At 53.7% G+C, this 14,969-nt stretch carries 15 protein-coding genes; 7 read left to right on the top strand and 8 right to left on the bottom strand.

Annotated elements, in window-relative coordinates; translation table 11 throughout:
• The first annotated feature begins 161 nt into the window (after positions 1-161).
• Together AUR64_RS20505 and AUR64_RS11910 are read left to right on the top strand one after the other, a co-directional pair.
• Positions 162-1,220, top strand: a complete 1,059-nt coding sequence (locus AUR64_RS20505; RefSeq protein WP_155120590.1) for a FixH family protein — start codon at positions 162-164, stop codon at positions 1,218-1,220.
• A gap of 493 nt (positions 1,221-1,713) precedes the next feature.
• Positions 1,714-2,994, top strand: a complete 1,281-nt coding sequence (locus AUR64_RS11910; RefSeq protein ID WP_162265542.1) for a sensor histidine kinase — start codon at positions 1,714-1,716, stop codon at positions 2,992-2,994.
• A gap of 34 nt (positions 2,995-3,028) precedes the next feature.
• Here the strand turns inward: AUR64_RS11910 and AUR64_RS11905 are convergent, their stop codons facing one another.
• The 3 genes from AUR64_RS11905 to AUR64_RS11895 all read right to left on the bottom strand — a co-directional run bounded on the left by AUR64_RS11905 (position 3,029) and on the right by AUR64_RS11895 (position 6,049).
• Positions 3,029-3,952 (bottom strand): manganese-dependent inorganic pyrophosphatase, encoded by a 924-nt coding sequence (locus AUR64_RS11905; RefSeq protein ID WP_058582167.1) that lies wholly within the window; start codon positions 3,950-3,952, stop codon positions 3,029-3,031.
• Positions 3,953-4,098: 146 nt separating this feature from the next.
• Positions 4,099-4,785, bottom strand: coding sequence for a hypothetical protein (locus AUR64_RS11900; RefSeq protein WP_058582166.1), 687 nt, complete (start codon positions 4,783-4,785; stop codon positions 4,099-4,101).
• 181 nt (positions 4,786-4,966) lie between these two features.
• A complete protein-coding gene (locus AUR64_RS11895) occupies positions 4,967-6,049 on the bottom strand; it encodes a TrmB family transcriptional regulator (protein WP_058582165.1) in 1,083 nt (360 codons plus the stop codon).
• 60 nt (positions 6,050-6,109) lie between these two features.
• Between AUR64_RS11895 and AUR64_RS11890 the strand changes: the two genes are divergently transcribed.
• Complete coding sequence (locus tag AUR64_RS11890) at positions 6,110-7,309, top strand: MFS transporter (RefSeq protein WP_058582164.1); 1,200 nt, start codon at positions 6,110-6,112, stop codon at positions 7,307-7,309.
• A gap of 265 nt (positions 7,310-7,574) precedes the next feature.
• Complete coding sequence (locus AUR64_RS11885; RefSeq protein ID WP_162265541.1) at positions 7,575-8,111, top strand: CPBP family intramembrane glutamic endopeptidase; 537 nt, start codon at positions 7,575-7,577, stop codon at positions 8,109-8,111.
• 72 nt (positions 8,112-8,183) lie between these two features.
• On the opposite strand, the gene AUR64_RS11880 is transcribed toward AUR64_RS11885, so the two are convergent.
• On the bottom strand, positions 8,184-8,789 hold the full coding sequence (locus AUR64_RS11880; RefSeq protein WP_058582162.1) for a DUF998 domain-containing protein: 606 nt from the start codon (positions 8,787-8,789) through the stop codon (positions 8,184-8,186).
• 105 nt (positions 8,790-8,894) lie between these two features.
• Entirely contained in the window at positions 8,895-9,656 is a 762-nt protein-coding gene (locus AUR64_RS11875; protein ID WP_058582161.1) for a CPBP family intramembrane glutamic endopeptidase, read from the bottom strand.
• 110 nt (positions 9,657-9,766) lie between these two features.
• Between AUR64_RS11875 and AUR64_RS20115 the strand changes: the two genes are divergently transcribed.
• A complete protein-coding gene (locus AUR64_RS20115) occupies positions 9,767-10,642 on the top strand; it encodes a winged helix-turn-helix domain-containing protein (protein WP_082230762.1) in 876 nt (291 codons plus the stop codon).
• A 795-nt stretch (positions 10,643-11,437) separates the two neighbouring features.
• On the opposite strand, the gene AUR64_RS11870 is transcribed toward AUR64_RS20115, so the two are convergent.
• The 3 genes from AUR64_RS11870 to AUR64_RS11865 all read right to left on the bottom strand — a co-directional run bounded on the left by AUR64_RS11870 (position 11,438) and on the right by AUR64_RS11865 (position 13,717).
• Entirely contained in the window at positions 11,438-12,310 is an 873-nt protein-coding gene (locus AUR64_RS11870) for a GIDE domain-containing protein (protein WP_058582160.1), read from the bottom strand.
• A gap of 117 nt (positions 12,311-12,427) precedes the next feature.
• A complete protein-coding gene (locus tag AUR64_RS21255) occupies positions 12,428-12,553 on the bottom strand; it encodes a hypothetical protein (protein ID WP_276203536.1) in 126 nt (41 codons plus the stop codon).
• 168 nt (positions 12,554-12,721) lie between these two features.
• Positions 12,722-13,717: an NAD-dependent epimerase/dehydratase family protein gene (locus AUR64_RS11865; RefSeq protein WP_071391271.1), complete on the bottom strand. Its 996-nt coding sequence runs from the start codon at positions 13,715-13,717 to the stop codon at positions 12,722-12,724.
• Positions 13,718-13,802: 85 nt separating this feature from the next.
• Between AUR64_RS11865 and AUR64_RS11860 the strand changes: the two genes are divergently transcribed.
• Both AUR64_RS11860 and AUR64_RS11855 read left to right on the top strand, forming a co-directional pair.
• On the top strand, positions 13,803-14,468 hold the full coding sequence (locus AUR64_RS11860; RefSeq protein ID WP_058582159.1) for a helix-turn-helix domain-containing protein: 666 nt from the start codon (positions 13,803-13,805) through the stop codon (positions 14,466-14,468).
• 43 nt (positions 14,469-14,511) lie between these two features.
• On the top strand, positions 14,512-14,955 hold the full coding sequence (locus AUR64_RS11855; RefSeq protein ID WP_058582158.1) for an SHOCT domain-containing protein: 444 nt from the start codon (positions 14,512-14,514) through the stop codon (positions 14,953-14,955).
• The last annotated feature ends 14 nt before the right edge of the window (positions 14,956-14,969 follow it).

Below are 14,969 nucleotides of genomic sequence, written 5' to 3'. Positions count from 1 at the left end.
CTTCTTAGTTGATATTATTTACGGTTAACATATGTAAGCTGGTACATCCTCAGATACCGTAGAATCGGGGAGATTCGTTCTCAACGCCTGCAGATATTTTGCGCTATAGACAAAGTACTGAACGGAATAGTTTTCAAGCAGGTCACACTGCATCTTCACGTATGTACGCACGCGTAGGCGCCGTCCTGATCTCTGCTCTCCTCTTACTTTCGGGAGGGACAGTTGTCCTCGCAGATAATCCGGACTACTCGATTAGCGTCGAAAACAGTGTAGACGTCCCAGATCGTACACTCACACTCCAGGGGACCGACTATGACGTCTCTGAGATTGGCTCGGTTGAGCCTGGTGAGGATATTGTCGTGAATGCCGATGGACCAGATGGTGAGAGCTATCGCGTTCTGCTCTACAATAGTGAACAACAGTCAGAGTATCGAAGTGATCTCCAATCGGGCTCTAGCACAGTTTCGTTCGATACGGGGCCGCTCACACCCGGTTCGTACCTTGCTCTGGTATACGGACCCCAAGGAGACATCGAGCAAGTTCAGCCGGTTGTAGTCAACGGATACGATGTCTCCCAGTCGGTTCCTGAGTCGACGACAGCCGGCGAATCGACCGAGGTCACGATCGAAGTCTCTCCGCGTGAGGATGCGCCTGAAATGAACGAAGTGGAGGTTGCAGTCGTCGCACAGGGAGAAGCCACACAGCGAGTGACTGCAACGAAAGACGGCGACCAGTACGTCGCATCCGTGACCTTCGATTCGAGCGGTACGTATGAACTGTACACCACGGTTCGTGGGACCGATACCTACAACGACCGAAACGAACTGCTGGCGCTCACGCAGACGCAAGAAGTCGTCGTAAACGAAGAGACGACCAATGCTGGAAGCGGGGGTTCATCAGGCGGTCAGGATGGACCGTCCGATGATACGACGACAACAGCGGCGACTACAACGGTGCAACCAAACAATACGACGACAGCTACCGCAACTACGTCGCCACCGTCTGAAGAGACGACCACTCAGACATCCAGTTCGACTCCGTCGACAACCGAACCTGCGACCACTACGTCGGCACAGACCGATTCGGATGTTATCACGCCCAACGCGACATCTACGACTTCGAGCGAGACAACGAGTACGACGACGCCTGGATTCTCGATGTTGCTCGCAGTCGTTGCACTGTTGGCCAGTATCTGTGGCTTCACTCTCCGACGACAGTAGTAGCCACTCGTTTTCTTAGGAAATGGGAGTGAGTAGTGCCACATGGCACTACGACTGACATTCAGTTTGAGTGTGTATAAGTGCTCTGAATTTGTTCTTGAGACAACACTAGGTTAGTCGCAAACGAGGCGACGATTCAGACACGAATCTGTCTCATATCACAGTTCTCGCTGAACTTGACTGGTGTCGAGTTTGCTTCGAAATATCGAAGATCCAATACTAAACGCGCGAAACACGCAGTATATGATAACCTCCAGCACAGTTTTGTTCTCTAAGCATATATGTCGTGAAAGAGCGTATGTGTGCCTGGTCTTCTCCAAATCTCAATGATTCATCTACTGTACTGTATGTGAATATCCCCACAGAGACAGTAGTACAGATCGACTCACTCTTACAGAGCCATGGTGAGACCACATCAACGATTTCCGAGAGTTCTTCACAAAATGCGCTTAGTCGCGTCGAATCTACTGATGTCAGTTGTGTCGTGAGCGGTGTGCAGTTAGAAGATAGCCGGAAACTTTCGTTTCTTAGGGCCACGCAAGAAGCAAAAGCAGACCTCCCATTTGTGTTCTACCAGAAGGATGCCTCTGACGAGTTTGTTCGGGATGCACTTGCGATCGGTGCAAACGATGTTATCCAGCCGAGCGAACAAAGTGATCGCATCGAAGTGCTTGCTGCTCGAATTGCACAGGCAGTCACGCGATATCGAACAGAGCAGAGACAATCTGAGAATCAACGTCGCTTCGATACGCTCGTTAGTAACCTCCCGGGAATCGTGTATCGATGCTCGAACGAACCTGACTGGCCCATGGAGTTTGTCAGTAGAGGCTGCGAAGAACTCACTGGGTACGCACAGGAGGAACTCATCGAGGGGGAGATCGATTTTGGGACCGATGTCATCCATTCAGCAGATCACGATCGAGTCTGGGAAATCACGCAGACACAGATCGCTGCTGGAAAGCCGTTCAACATAAATTATCAAATCGAAACAGCGGACGGACAGAAAAAGTGGGTGACAGAGAAAGGATGTGCCATCTTCGAGAACGGAGAAATCGTTGCCTTGGAGGGATTCATTTCGGATATCTCAGAGCAAAAGCGACAGACCCGACGCGTCAAACTCCTCAACCGGGTTTTGCGGCACAATCTCCGAAACAGCATGAACGTCGTGATCGGATACACTGATCTGATCGCAGACCAGGTGAAGTCTGAAACGGAGAAAGAGTACGCAGATGTCGTAAGCTCAACTGCACATGATGTTGCTGCACTCAGCAAGAAAGTCGGACAAATTCAGGCCGTCTTCCGGCCAGAGTCTCCGTCGCTTCCCCAAGCAGATCTTAGTACCCCAATCACTGACGCAATAGACGAGATTACAGCAGCATATCCCCACGCAGACATCGGGGTCGAATCCAACTTGGATGTCCGTATCAAGGGCCCCACCCGACTGCAGGTCGCATTACAACACGCACTGGAGAATGCAATCGTCCACTCAGGGCTAGAAGCACCACCAGTAGTCGTGGAAACCCGTCTGCTGGGCCCAGACAATCCTCGGAAAGTCCAGATACAGATCAGCGACGAAGGTCCGGGAATTCCAGAGATGGAACGGAATGCGCTCGATGAGCGTCAAGCAGTTAGCGACCTCTCTCATGGTTCTGGACTCGGCCTGTGGGTTATGAAGTGGTATATCGAATCCATCGGCGGGGAGCTCACCTTTAGCGAACACAACTCGTGTGGAGCAACTGTCGTGTACCATCTGCCGAAAGCAGACGATTGTTAGCTGAAAAGAGTCTCTAGGAACCCGGATTCGAAGTTTATCTGAATGCGTCTTCCAGCGGCGGTACGACCTGCTTTTTTCGGGACATGACACCCGGGAGGAACGCTTCTTGCTCTGAGAACGCCGTATCCAATCCAGCCTCAACGGTCTCGATTTCGTCGCCCGCAACAAGCGCGGTCGTGTCTTCTTCGAGAAGATCTGTTACGAGAAGTACGAACGCCGAATACTCTCGCTCTGTGGCGACATCATCCATGGCTTCGAGGACGGCGTCTTTCTGATGCAACACGACGGCGGGTTCCACCGTTTCGATTTGCCCAATCCCCAACTCGTGAGTGCCGAACTCGAACTCTTTGAAGTCACTGAGGATCATCTCTCGGGGCGTTTTCTCACCGATTTTGCTTTTGTGGGTGAGCAGTTCCTTTCCGTACTCCTCGTAGTCTACGCCTGCAATCTCGGCGAGTTCTTCTGCGACGACTCGGTCTCGGTCGGTTGTCGTTGGAGAGCGAAGAACGACTGTGTCGCTTAGAAGGCCACTGAGGAGGAGTCCAGCAGTTCGCGTCGAGGGAGTTTCGCCTGCGTCGTCGAACAGTTCAGAGAGAATCGTTGCGGTCGACCCCACGGGTTCGTTTCGGAAGAGGATGGGACTGCTCGTTTCGACGTCCCCGATGCGGTGGTGGTCGATGATTTCCATGATTTCGGCCTCTCGCGCGCCAGTCACGGTTTGGCTGTGCTCGTTGTGGTCGACGAGTATCAGTTGTTCCCCGCTGGCGTCTTCGAGATGCGAGGGAGCGTCGACATCCCATCGCTCAAGGACGAACTGCGTTTCAGGGTTGAGTTCTCCGGCTCGGGCGGGGACTGCGTCTGCTCCCTGTTTTTCTTTGAGGCGTGCGTACGCCACTGCAGAGCAAATCGTATCCGTATCAGGCTGCTGGTGGCCAATTACGTAGGTCGATTGAGACATTGTCACCTCGTGGCCGTCTCGACTGAATAGTACTTCGATTCTTCGAGGCGAGAACTGTCGTGGGGTTTGGGATACTGGTGTGTCTCTCAGAATTGACCTCGTGGTACTCACACAGGATGCCACGGTGAGGATTCTATTGACCCCGTTCAACTCAGGACGAGAAATTTGCCAGTGAAGAACCACCAGCCGGCATCGGAGAGTAAAATCGTGGCCGCGACGAACAGTGCAATCGTAACCAAACGACGCACTGTGGGACGGATTTGCCGCCAGCGGCACTGGAATTCAGCAACCACGGTCTCATGTTTCCCACACAGTATCGCACCGATGATTACGATCAGTGGTGCTTGCGAGATGAGTATCCAGACGGAATGGGCAGCAACGACTGACCAAAGCGACGTTTCCCGACTGGCGACGACGATGAGGGACGCAAACGCTGGGTCGACGAATGCCGTGAGGGCAAAAAACAGGCCAAACCCGACCAGGGCCGGCAGGCTCGTTCCATGAGAGACGCGTGAACTGGACGTATGTGCCACAGAGTTACGAATACGAACGAGTCCCCAGATGAGAAACCCGAGACCAAGCCCGACCTCGAGTGTTGCTATCACCGGGTCAGTTGGCACAAAGAGCGTCCAGTCGAGTTCTGCGATGCGAGGACCAAGCACCAAAGACAGAATCGTTCCAGACACGATTGTGCCGACAATCGACACCACTCCATAGAGAGTGACATCCTGTTTGCGAGCCCCACCGCTGAGCGCTCCAGCAGCAAGCAACGCCTTTGTGGGATCTAATCCAGCAACGCCGAGTCCCAATGCGGTGAGTACGAGCTCAATCATCTAATGGATGTCTTTGGATATCAGTCAAATTTCGGTCTTCACTCTGACTGCTTGATTGGCTACTTATAATTTTTCTGAATATGGACTGCAGGATATTGTTCAGATTTTCAGAATGTGTTTTCTAGAAGATAGTGACGAACAAGAGATAGAAAGACGATGCTCACGACGATGCCGAGATTGATCAGTTTTTGTGATTTCTCTCGTCATACAACGTCACTGAGACCATCCCATAGCCTTCGTAGAACGGTTGGAGACTTCCATCACTGCCGCCGGTTGCGATGCGTCCGTCCGGTGTGTCGAACACGAGATTGTTCTCGATCGGAAATTCGTTGGTCGGCTCTCCAACGAGGTTCTGGCGAATCTCGACAACTGGAACACGTTCGTATGTGGTTGTCTCTTCAGATCCGACCGCCCGAATCGTTACATCGGCTACAAGCGCTCGATCCTCCGCTGAGTGCAGTGCAGCGTTGGTTACAGCAGTCCGAGCGTGGTGGTACGTCGCTGGCAGCGGATCGGGGTCTGCGGTGAAGCAGACTTCACCCATTGGCCAGAAGTTACTGATGGCATTGCCGAAGAACCCACCGGCGATGTCTTGCTGGGAGAAGACGAGCGCGTACGCAGAGCCATGTCGACTCGAAAGAATACTGTGAGACCCCATCACACCAGATTTCTCGTCGGCGACAACGGTGACTGGCGGGATTGCGTCCCACGTTTTGGCGATGGTTGCATACTGCTGCCAGTCAACGTCAGTTGCGAGGTTCTCTACTGGGGAAACAAGCTGAAGATAGATTGTGACGCCACGATTGCGAGCCGCCTTGAGCGGTTCTCGCAGATGTGTGAACGTAGTTGCTGGAACGGTAAGCACGACTTCGTTCTGTGCGTGTTCGATCGCTCGAATGATTCGCTTGCGTGTAGTGGTGCGTGAGTGAACGATTTCGACAGCTGGATCGGGTGTTTCCGAACGGTGATAGAGGGTTTCGATGTCGGTGTTCAGTTGGTCAAGCCGATCGGTGAAACTGCCGAGTGCCTCTTCGGGTGGCCGGGCTCGAAGGCGGGTTGGGCTTGCGGTTTCGTCGATACTGATGAGCCCACGCTCGCTTAGTTCCGTGGCGAGGTCGTAGACGTACGCCTGGGAGATTCCGGCTTCTTGTGAAATCTCACTCGTTGTTGCAGCTCCCGATTGGAGGATAACGAGATAGGCTTCGGTCTCTTTCTCGGAGAAACCAAAGGCCGTGAGGTGTTCTCGAAGGGAGTCCTGAGTCATGGTAGAGGATTATAGTACTATCTACAAAATATTTTTCCGACAGTGGAGTGTGGTCACTACATGGAAACGGCCACCGACGGCGACACCACACAACACTCCAACAGCCGTCGCTGGTGGACACTCGCAATATTCGGGTTCGCCGCACTCGAGGGCGCAACGCTCCAAATGCAGGGCGCAATCATTCCTGCGCTTCGCACTGATTTCGGCACACCCAACTGGCTTCTCGGCATGGTTGCGCCCGCAGGAACGGCAGGCTTTCTCGTGTTCGTGGCTGCCGTCGGTGCCGTCGCCGGTCGATTAGATACTCGACGACTCCTCCTCGTTGGGATTGTAGGCACCGGTCTGGGTGTGTTCTTGATGGGGGCGGTCCCGTCGTTTGGATTGTTCTTGGGAGCACTAGTCCTACGTGGCGTGTTCAGCGGAATCGGGCGCGGAAGCGATCGACCACTCCTGAGCCATCTGTATCCACGTCGACGCGGTCAGTTGTTCGGGTACTACGATATGATGTGGGCCGTTGGCGCGACGCTTGGCCCGCTCACTGTTGCGGCGGCACTCTGGGCTGAAGACTGGCAGCTCGCATACTACGCGCTTGGTGCGTGCTTCATTCCACTTGCGGCACTCATCTGGTACCTACCAAGCCCGTCGGTCGATGGTGGAGGTGACGACCCCCTCACCTTCGAGGAGTTGCGTCGAATCAGTCGAAGTCCGGCAGTGATGGTGATGGCAGCCGGGATCTTACTCACAACCGGTGTTGAAGGGGGGCTCTTCACGTGGTTGACCACGTACGCAGAGGGACGGCTCTCGAGTTCGCTTGTGACGGTGTCGTTGAGCGTGTTGTTGGTTGCGTATATTCCGGGACGATTCGTTGCGGGGTCGTTGTCGAAGCGATTTGGATACGTGCCCTTGGCGTTCGGACTGGGTGGTCTCTGTTTGGTGTCGGCTGGGTACACGTTCCTGATTGCGTCCGGAATCTGGTTGCTCGTGGGTGTGTTCTGTATCGGACTGACGCTGTCTGGGCTGTATCCGACACTGCTCGCGTATGCGACTGAGAGTGCTCCCGAGCATAGTGCACCGGTGAATGCGATTGGATTGGTTGTGTCTTCGTGTGGCATTGCTGCGGTGCCTGCACTGATGGGATTCGTAATCGGGGACTCGGGTGTCGGCTTCGCAATGCGATTGTTGTTCATCCCGCTTGCGGGGGTGTTGGCTGTCACTGCAATTGCGTGGGTTCGTATTGGCACGGCTGGCCGGCAGGTATGACCGTTTGGTTGCTCGGGTGTTGGGACAGATCATCGAATCATCGCGGTCCTGAAATGAAAATTCACTAATAACTCTGTGGCGGAGACACATACTAGCCATGGGAGCAAATCCACCCTCCGAAATCGAAACCCTTCATCGAGTCAGCCTCTGGCGATGGCTTGGAATCGCTCTCAGTCCCCTCCTACTCACTACCATCGCACTCACCATCTTGTATACGACAGTTGGTCGCTCGCCAGTCCCAAACACGCCTTCTGGTGTCTATGCTGTGTCATCCGTCGCCGTGGTCGGCATCTTATTCAACTGGCTCTCACCAGTGACCCGCTCAAAGATGCTTCCGTTTCGCATCCCCTCTCGACAAGAGACTGCTAGTGCGATCGTCATCGCGTTACTCATCACAGTTCTCATCGACCCGATTGCTGCGCACACAGCCACAGTTCTTGGCGCAGGCGAATCCTCTAGCGACTCACTCAACTCACTCTCCGGAACGCTCGTACTCGCTGTGAGTGCCATTCTCATCGCTCCGATTGTCGAGGAAATCCTCTTCCGTGGAGTCGTCTTTGACGCGATTCGCGTACGGTACAGCGCTACGATCGCCATCGTCGGGTCAAGTCTCTTTTTCGGAGGCATTCATCTGCTTATCGGTGGCGTATCCGGTGTCGTGTTCTCGACACTCTCTGGAGTCCTATTCGGGTGGATGCGACTGCAGTACGACAATCTCACAGGACCCACACTTGCACACGCATTGGGCAACACCTACTCAGTCGTCGTCATGGCAGGTTATCTCCCCGCCTTTTTCGCCTGAACAGCTCAGAATCTTCCCGAAATCAGGTTTGAGATTCAATGCATATCCTCGGCAGTTGGACCTCGTAGTCGATCACCGTTTGACCCGCTGGAACAGCATCCCTAGTGTCCAAATATCGAGCGAGGCGACGACGACGAGTTCGGGGAGTGCAATCCCTTGTGAGCCCCCAGAGACGACTGTCACCAACCAACCGACACCTGCGAAAGCAGAGAGTGCAAGGACGGTGGCTGCAAGACCCATCGTCGACACTCCCTGTGAGAGACTTCCGATTGCATAAATCGACAGTCCAATCGGGATGAGTGCGAACTGTGTGAGCGCAACAGGGTTGTGAAGTGGCGTCGGGTGTGGGAAGACGCCCACGAAGATACTGAGAACGTACGCGGTTCCAAGGACGATCGCCCCGAGTTGTTTGGTCCGATGCGTGGTCTGTGCGACGATTCCACGGACGAAAATCGCTAGCAAGAACCCACCAAGAATCAATCCACCGTTGAAAATCCACATTCGCTGGGCATCGACTGCACCGAGGTCTGACAGTGCGCTGGTGGTCCAACCAAAGGTCGGTGAGAGCACAATCGCAGCGAGCAACGACCCATAGACCACAAGGAGACCTACGGCCCCAGATTGTACTGCGAGTGCGTCCACTGTGGAGGGGGTTGACGTCTTCGCGGAAACGTTCATGCAGGGATTCTTCACAGGTCTATGCTTAAGAATATGGGTTTGCTTCACAGACGCACGATTCTTCATCGAGAACGGGCATCGCCGATATCTTAAGTAGTGATGGTGTCAGCCCACCAGAGGAATGAGGAAGATGGTCGCGTTGAATACTCCGTGGACGAGTGCTGGAGCAGTGAGGGTCTCTGTTCGGTGGTACACCCAGCCGAAGATCATCCCCATCGAAGTGTAGTAGGCTAACATGTGGATGAGTACTGCAGCGGGTGGCGCGAGCAATGCAACGGTATAGACGTGAAAGAGGGCGAATGCAGCGCCAGCGATTATAATCGAGCTTACGGGAGTGAGGGCTTCGCGGAGTCGAGTTTGCACCACGCCTCGGAAGAAGAACTCTTCGACGGGTCCGACTACTATCAGCGAGAGGATTGCTGCGAGTAGAAGTCCTGTCCCGGTTACGCTGTTGAGTTGGCTGTATTCGGCATAGCCGGGTGAGAGTTCGATCGCAGGGATGATCGTGTCAGTGATTGCGATGGAGAGAAAGGCAGTAATGAAGCTCAAAAGGAGTCCGATAAGGAGGACTGGAGATGCTTCGCGGGTTGGGAGCTTGGTTAGTAGTCGGTGTGATGGGCGGAAGTGGAGGTAGATGGCTCCGATAAGGAGAAATGTGAGTTCAGTTCCGAGAAGGCTGGCGACGAATGTGGTTGTTGTACCTGCGTCTCGGCCAATGACGGTGATTGTCACCAGTGCCGTTGTGAAGGTTGCTATTAGTGTGGCTATGATTAGACCGCCAACGACGGCTATTGTGCGTGCAATGCCACTGTTGGTGTGTTCAGTTTCGTCACCATGTGTTGGTGGTGTGGAGGTTGGGTCTGACACGGGTTGGGAGACTCGTGTTTTGCTTGTAAGTGTTATCTGGATGACTGTTAAGTTGACAAATTGATATCTAATTCGAAACCCACACCGCTGGTAATCCCAAATCATTCTACATGGCGGACCCTGGAGACGAACCCCACGAGGACACATATGCCGTTTTAACTGATGAAACCCGTATTCGAATCCTGCTCGCGCTCGCAGACCACTACACCGACGCATGGACCGCAGAGTGGCCCACATTCTCACAACTGCGCGAAAAAGTCGGGATCAAAGACACCAGCCGGTTCAGCTACCACCTCACAGAACTTCAAGATCAATTCGTCCGGAAAATCGACGGCCAGTATCGTCCCCGTGTAGCTGCCCTCAAAATTGCCTCCGCAATCCGAGCCGGGACCTACACCGACACGTCAGTCAAAATCAAAGAACAGCAAACAGACTACCAGTGTCCACACTGTGATGACACGCTTCTTGCAACCTACAAAGACCATCACCTGTACGTCGGATGCCCCACCCACGGCGCTGCAGTTGCATATCCACTCCCTCCTCGAGCGGCAACTGACCGACCACTTTCAGACATCATCAAAATTACTCTGCAAAAACACGCGTGCGACGTCCGACTCTTTCGTAATGGAGTCTGCCCACAGTGCTGGGGCACTGCTGGCATCTCGTATCCAGGTGAATCCATCCCTGATTCGTACTTACTTGACGACGTTCCATATGCAACAGTCGCTTGCGACGCCTGCTGGCTCACGTACCCACTCCCCGTTGCACATACTGTCCTTGGCCACCCAGCGATTGAAACACTGTACATCGACCATGGGTTGGATCCAATAGACGCACAACTCGGACCACATGATTTGGCTCGCGCGAGTGACGTTGAATACTTGGACAGTGATTATAGCTCTCTCGAACTCACGGTCGAACTCGAGGACGATTCGCTCGTTTTTGACCTTGACGAGTGCTGTCGCGTCCGTCAGTACCGGTCTTGATCATGGTCATTGAGTGTCAGACCCCAGCGAAGAAACTATCTAGTCAAATGCCCTGTATTTCGAGTGATGTCCTCCGACTCCGACGAAGAAGACAATCCAGAAAACCAGATCAACGAACGACTTGACCGCATTGTCAACTTCCTCGCCACCTACCTTCCGTGAAACTCCACTCACGAGAGAGATTTTCGTCGCTCGTTACGGGGAAGGTCTTACCCAGGGTAGAATGCGACAAACCACGCAAACACGAAGACCACGCCGAGGATAACTGTGCAGACGACGTACCAGATGGCCGTAAGACCCAGAATGATTCGTCCATCGAAGCCTGAACCAGAGGGCTCCCAGAAGCCATAGTATGGTAGCACGAAGCCAGTGACTATCCAACTGCCCCCGGCGGCGATGAGCGTTGCAGTGAGCGCCCACAGCGGTGTTTGAATTCCAAAGAAGCCACTGAATAGTCCGCCACCAAAAACAAGCGCGACATGGACGAGAGTGAGAACTCCGATGCCCGCAAGGTAGTTTGCGACAGCGTGGTTAGATGGGCCTGCGTTGAGGAGTCGTCGACAGCTCTTACTCGCAAAAACCGGTGCGCAGAGAGTACTTATTGCGAACTACAGTCCAAGAAAAATCCCTACTGGGAGGAGGTGACTGACAGCCATGAACTACTAACATGTGACTGCAAACAAACAGATATTGAAATAGGTTCGCTTGTCTTCCTCGAACTTCCGTTCGCTCGCTCACACAGATGCAAGGAGGAAGCCCACGACTTCAGTCGTGGGTTACTGACCGGCAGTTTGCTCACACGACGCCCGCGCCGATGGCGAGGGCGGCGATACCAGAGACAGCCGCTATCAACGCACCAGCGTACGCGTATTTGTACGTACTGAACGAATCTGCGAGTTCGGACTCGGGCTTATCGGAGATGATGAACTGGCCGTCCTCTGGCGGGGTGATAACGACGTCGTCGGGTTTCAGTGGATGTGTTGCGGTTTCGCTGGCGCGAACTTGCCCAAGGAGATAGATGTCGTCGCCGGGACCAAGCGTCCCTTCGTAGTAGCGACGTTCACCGTGGGCGTTTCCAAAGTCGATGATGTTGGTAATCGAGTCGGTCTGCGTGGTGACTCCAGATTCTCCCTGAACGAAGTTTTTGATGCGTTCGGGAGGCTCAGTGTCCGGTCGGACAGTGGTTTCGACGGAGAAACTGCTGAGTGACGCGAGGAGATTGTCGACGGAAACGCCATTCGAGAGATATCGGTCGAAGTTAATCGGGCCGATCTGGATCTCGTCGATTCCTGTGCCTGTCGAGGCGTCTTTCACGTGGGTGCCGACCTCAACGCGGACGTACCCAGTTTCGTCATCGAGACCAAACGGAGTTGCGTAGATGCCTTCGGCACGTGTCTCCCACATCTCGGAGTCACCCGTCTCGTTCCATTCTTCGACTTCCCATGCTGAGAGCACGCTCTGTTCGCCTTTTATCGGGGAGTCGAAGGTGTCGTCTTCGCGTACGGTGCCTTTGAGTTCGACGAGGCCTTCCTCTTTGATATCTCGAACGTCAGTTGTCTCGGTATCCTTGATGAGCGTACTTTTTCGGTGTTGACGACGACCGTAGACGGTTGCGAATGCTGCGATGGGGAGGAGGACAATGCCTGCTACCAGTAGTATCGAGGACATGGAGAGGACAGTCCTACGATTGTTCTGGTACTGTAAGAGGTTTCCTCCTCTTGAAGAGTGAGTAGAATGAAGTGAATGTATGGCTCAAAGGGCAGATATCGCTCGAGGATTCAAAATCTATATTCTCTCTTTGTTGGCTGCTCTGGTTGTAGGTATGGTTGCAATCTTTTTTGTTGGAGGAAGTGCTGAGCCGAGAACTCCCTCTAGAGCTATTGTTGTGTTCGTGTTCTTCACGACGCTCATTGGAACGATGATCGCATATGATCGATATAGTGACTAATGGGGCTGCTGGCTTGCTTACTGTTGTCATATGCCAAAAAGGAAGACGCTGGTTTTTGATTGTGCATCGTCCGCAACATCGCCAGCGTACGATTGAACCGTTGAGAGTATCGAATGCCACGTCACTACGCTCTATATCGAGATTTTTGTTTCAGTGATTGACTCTTCACGTGAGCCGGTGACTGTTCCGTTGGTCTGCCAGCTCTCAACCACCTGCTTGAGGCCTTCCTCGAATGAAGGGTATGCTGGTTGCCAGTCAAGTTCGGTCTTGATTTTCTCGTTCGTCGTTGGCATCGGACTCGTGAATCCGTTGACGTTGACCTTTCCGATGAAGAGCCGGGCGAGCCAGCCCGGAATCCGACGTGGTTCTGGAGCATCCAACAACTCCGCCAGCCGCTCGAAGAACGCGGCTCCGCTCACTGGTTCGTCGTCAACGACGTGATAGAGACCATTCGCGTTAGCCTCGATAGCTGCAACGAACGCCGATGCTGCGTCGTCAACATGCACAAACGAAAGTTTCGCATCCTGTTGGCCAAGCAGCCCACCACCGACAATGGGGAGTTCGCCTTCAAGGAGTTTCTCTCCCCAGAGTCGGGTGTCTCTAGCATCTGCTGCATAGAAGAACCCACACCGAAGAATCACTGCCTCGAAATCGTCGACTGCTGCACGTGACTGGAGGAGCCTCTCGACTTCTGCGGCAGACTGTGTGGCTCTATCTGGATATCGGTCAGCGGTCTCATCGAACCAAGACCCATCAGGTTGACGCGCAACCCACACCACACTCGGAAACAACACCTGCTTCAACTCACTGGGAGCGGTTTCGAGCAGATTCTGCATCCCCGTTTTTCGGACACGACCGTTCTGCGCCCATTCGTCCTTGCTGGGCTTTGGTGACCTTGGAATGACTGTCGCAGCATGGACGATGACTTCAGTATCGTCGTCGATCGCTTGTCGTAGTGTCTCGGGGTCAAGGACATCTCCGTATCGTGCAATGGCCCCATTCTGTTCTACGAGGTCGGCTCCTGCATCATCGCGTACAAGTCCAACTACTTCGTGGCCGTGAGTGGTGAGTTGGGCTACGAGTCGCCGACCGAGAACACCTGTTGCGCCCGTGATGAACACCTTCATACACACATATTCTGTGTGGTGAGCTGAGTCGCTGCTGCCGGACCCATGGGAGGGGTTTATTTTGACTGGTCTGGTCACCCCGGCTATGAAGCATCTACGGGTCCGAATCACCGCAGGTGGGCGTGAGGCCGACATCCACCCGATGTATGACCTGTGGGCGAACGCCCCCTTCATCGAGCGTGCAACCGCCCTCCAATGGAACTACACTGGCGACGCATTCGGGATTCTTCACTTCGCTGTCGGTGATGCTGCTGCCTTTGAGAACGCCATTGCAGATATTCCGGAGGTGCTCGACTACGATATTGAAACGGCTGGAGCAGACGCCTTCTACGTCTATATCCGGGATGCAACCACTAATGAGTTGAGTGACCTCTTTGGCCCGATCACACATGGTGGGCTAGTAGTTGTCCCACCCATACGGTATCACGAAGATGGGACAGTGACGTTCTCCGTTTTCGGTCCAGATAGCGAAATTCAACACGCAGTTGAGAGTGTGCCCGACGTAGTTGACGTAACGATAGAGGAAATCAGTGGACTAACTTCGATGGCTGCCGTTCTGGAGACACAGTTGAGTAGACGCCAGCGCGAGGCCGTCGATGTTGCTGTTGAACTCGGATACTACGAAGTACCACGGAAATCTAATACGAAGGATATCGCTGCGGTGTTAGAATGCTCGCCTAGCACGGCGGCCGAGCATCTCCGGAAAGCTGAATCAAAACTCATCTCAACTGCGACGTCACCCTCACGATAACCACATACAATTCATTTTTTAACAAGTGTTATAGATATCCTCTGTGACAAATAGTTCCCCCGCAGAACGGATACGAAAAAATGCAACTGGAATCGCCTCCACACTCGTCACCGGTGTGTGGCTTTCGCTCTTGCTCATCGGTCACAGTTGGTGGATCGGTGCTCTCCTCTTCGGATATATTGTGTTTATCCCAGTCGTGAGTATGATCTTTGACGAAGAATACGACGACGAAGAATACGACGACTGGCAACAGTCCGGGTCGTGGAGGTCGAAGACAAACACATCGTCGACTCCCGACACAGAATCACAGACTCCTACAAAAGCAGCAACGCCCGCTGAAACCCCACTTGAGACAATTCGGCGTCGCTATGCAGAAGGCGAACTGACTGAAGCACAATTCGAACGCAAAGTCGAACAACTACTAGAGACAGAAACGCTCGAGGACATCGAAGACGCCCGCAGAGACCGTCTCATCGAGTCGAACTAACCCACACCAAGGAG

It is taken from the genome of Haloprofundus marisrubri (genome assembly GCF_001469955.1).
GTDB lineage: Archaea > Halobacteriota > Halobacteria > Halobacteriales > Haloferacaceae > Haloprofundus > Haloprofundus marisrubri.
This window is presented reverse-complemented; position numbering and strand designations above follow the sequence as displayed.

Coding starts and splice junctions, on each gene's coding strand:
- AUR64_RS11905 (WP_058582167.1), bottom strand. CDS start 3,952: ATGTCTCAATCGACCTACGTAATTGGCCACCAGCAGCCTGATACGGAT.
- AUR64_RS11870 (WP_058582160.1), bottom strand. CDS start 12,310: ATGTCCTCGATACTACTGGTAGCAGGCATTGTCCTCCTCCCCATCGCA.
- AUR64_RS20505 (WP_155120590.1), top strand. CDS start 162: ATGTACGCACGCGTAGGCGCCGTCCTGATCTCTGCTCTCCTCTTACTT.
- AUR64_RS11880 (WP_058582162.1), bottom strand. CDS start 8,789: ATGAACGTTTCCGCGAAGACGTCAACCCCCTCCACAGTGGACGCACTC.
- AUR64_RS11860 (WP_058582159.1), top strand. CDS start 13,803: ATGAAGCATCTACGGGTCCGAATCACCGCAGGTGGGCGTGAGGCCGAC.
- AUR64_RS21255 (WP_276203536.1), bottom strand. CDS start 12,553: ATGAGCGTCGTGAAGAACACGAACACAACAATAGCTCTAGAGGGAGTT.
- AUR64_RS11890 (WP_058582164.1), top strand. CDS start 6,110: ATGGAAACGGCCACCGACGGCGACACCACACAACACTCCAACAGCCGT.
- AUR64_RS11865 (WP_071391271.1), bottom strand. CDS start 13,717: ATGAAGGTGTTCATCACGGGCGCAACAGGTGTTCTCGGTCGGCGACTC.
- AUR64_RS11900 (WP_058582166.1), bottom strand. CDS start 4,785: ATGATTGAGCTCGTACTCACCGCATTGGGACTCGGCGTTGCTGGATTA.
- AUR64_RS11895 (WP_058582165.1), bottom strand. CDS start 6,049: ATGACTCAGGACTCCCTTCGAGAACACCTCACGGCCTTTGGTTTCTCC.
- AUR64_RS20115 (WP_082230762.1), top strand. CDS start 9,767: ATGGCGGACCCTGGAGACGAACCCCACGAGGACACATATGCCGTTTTA.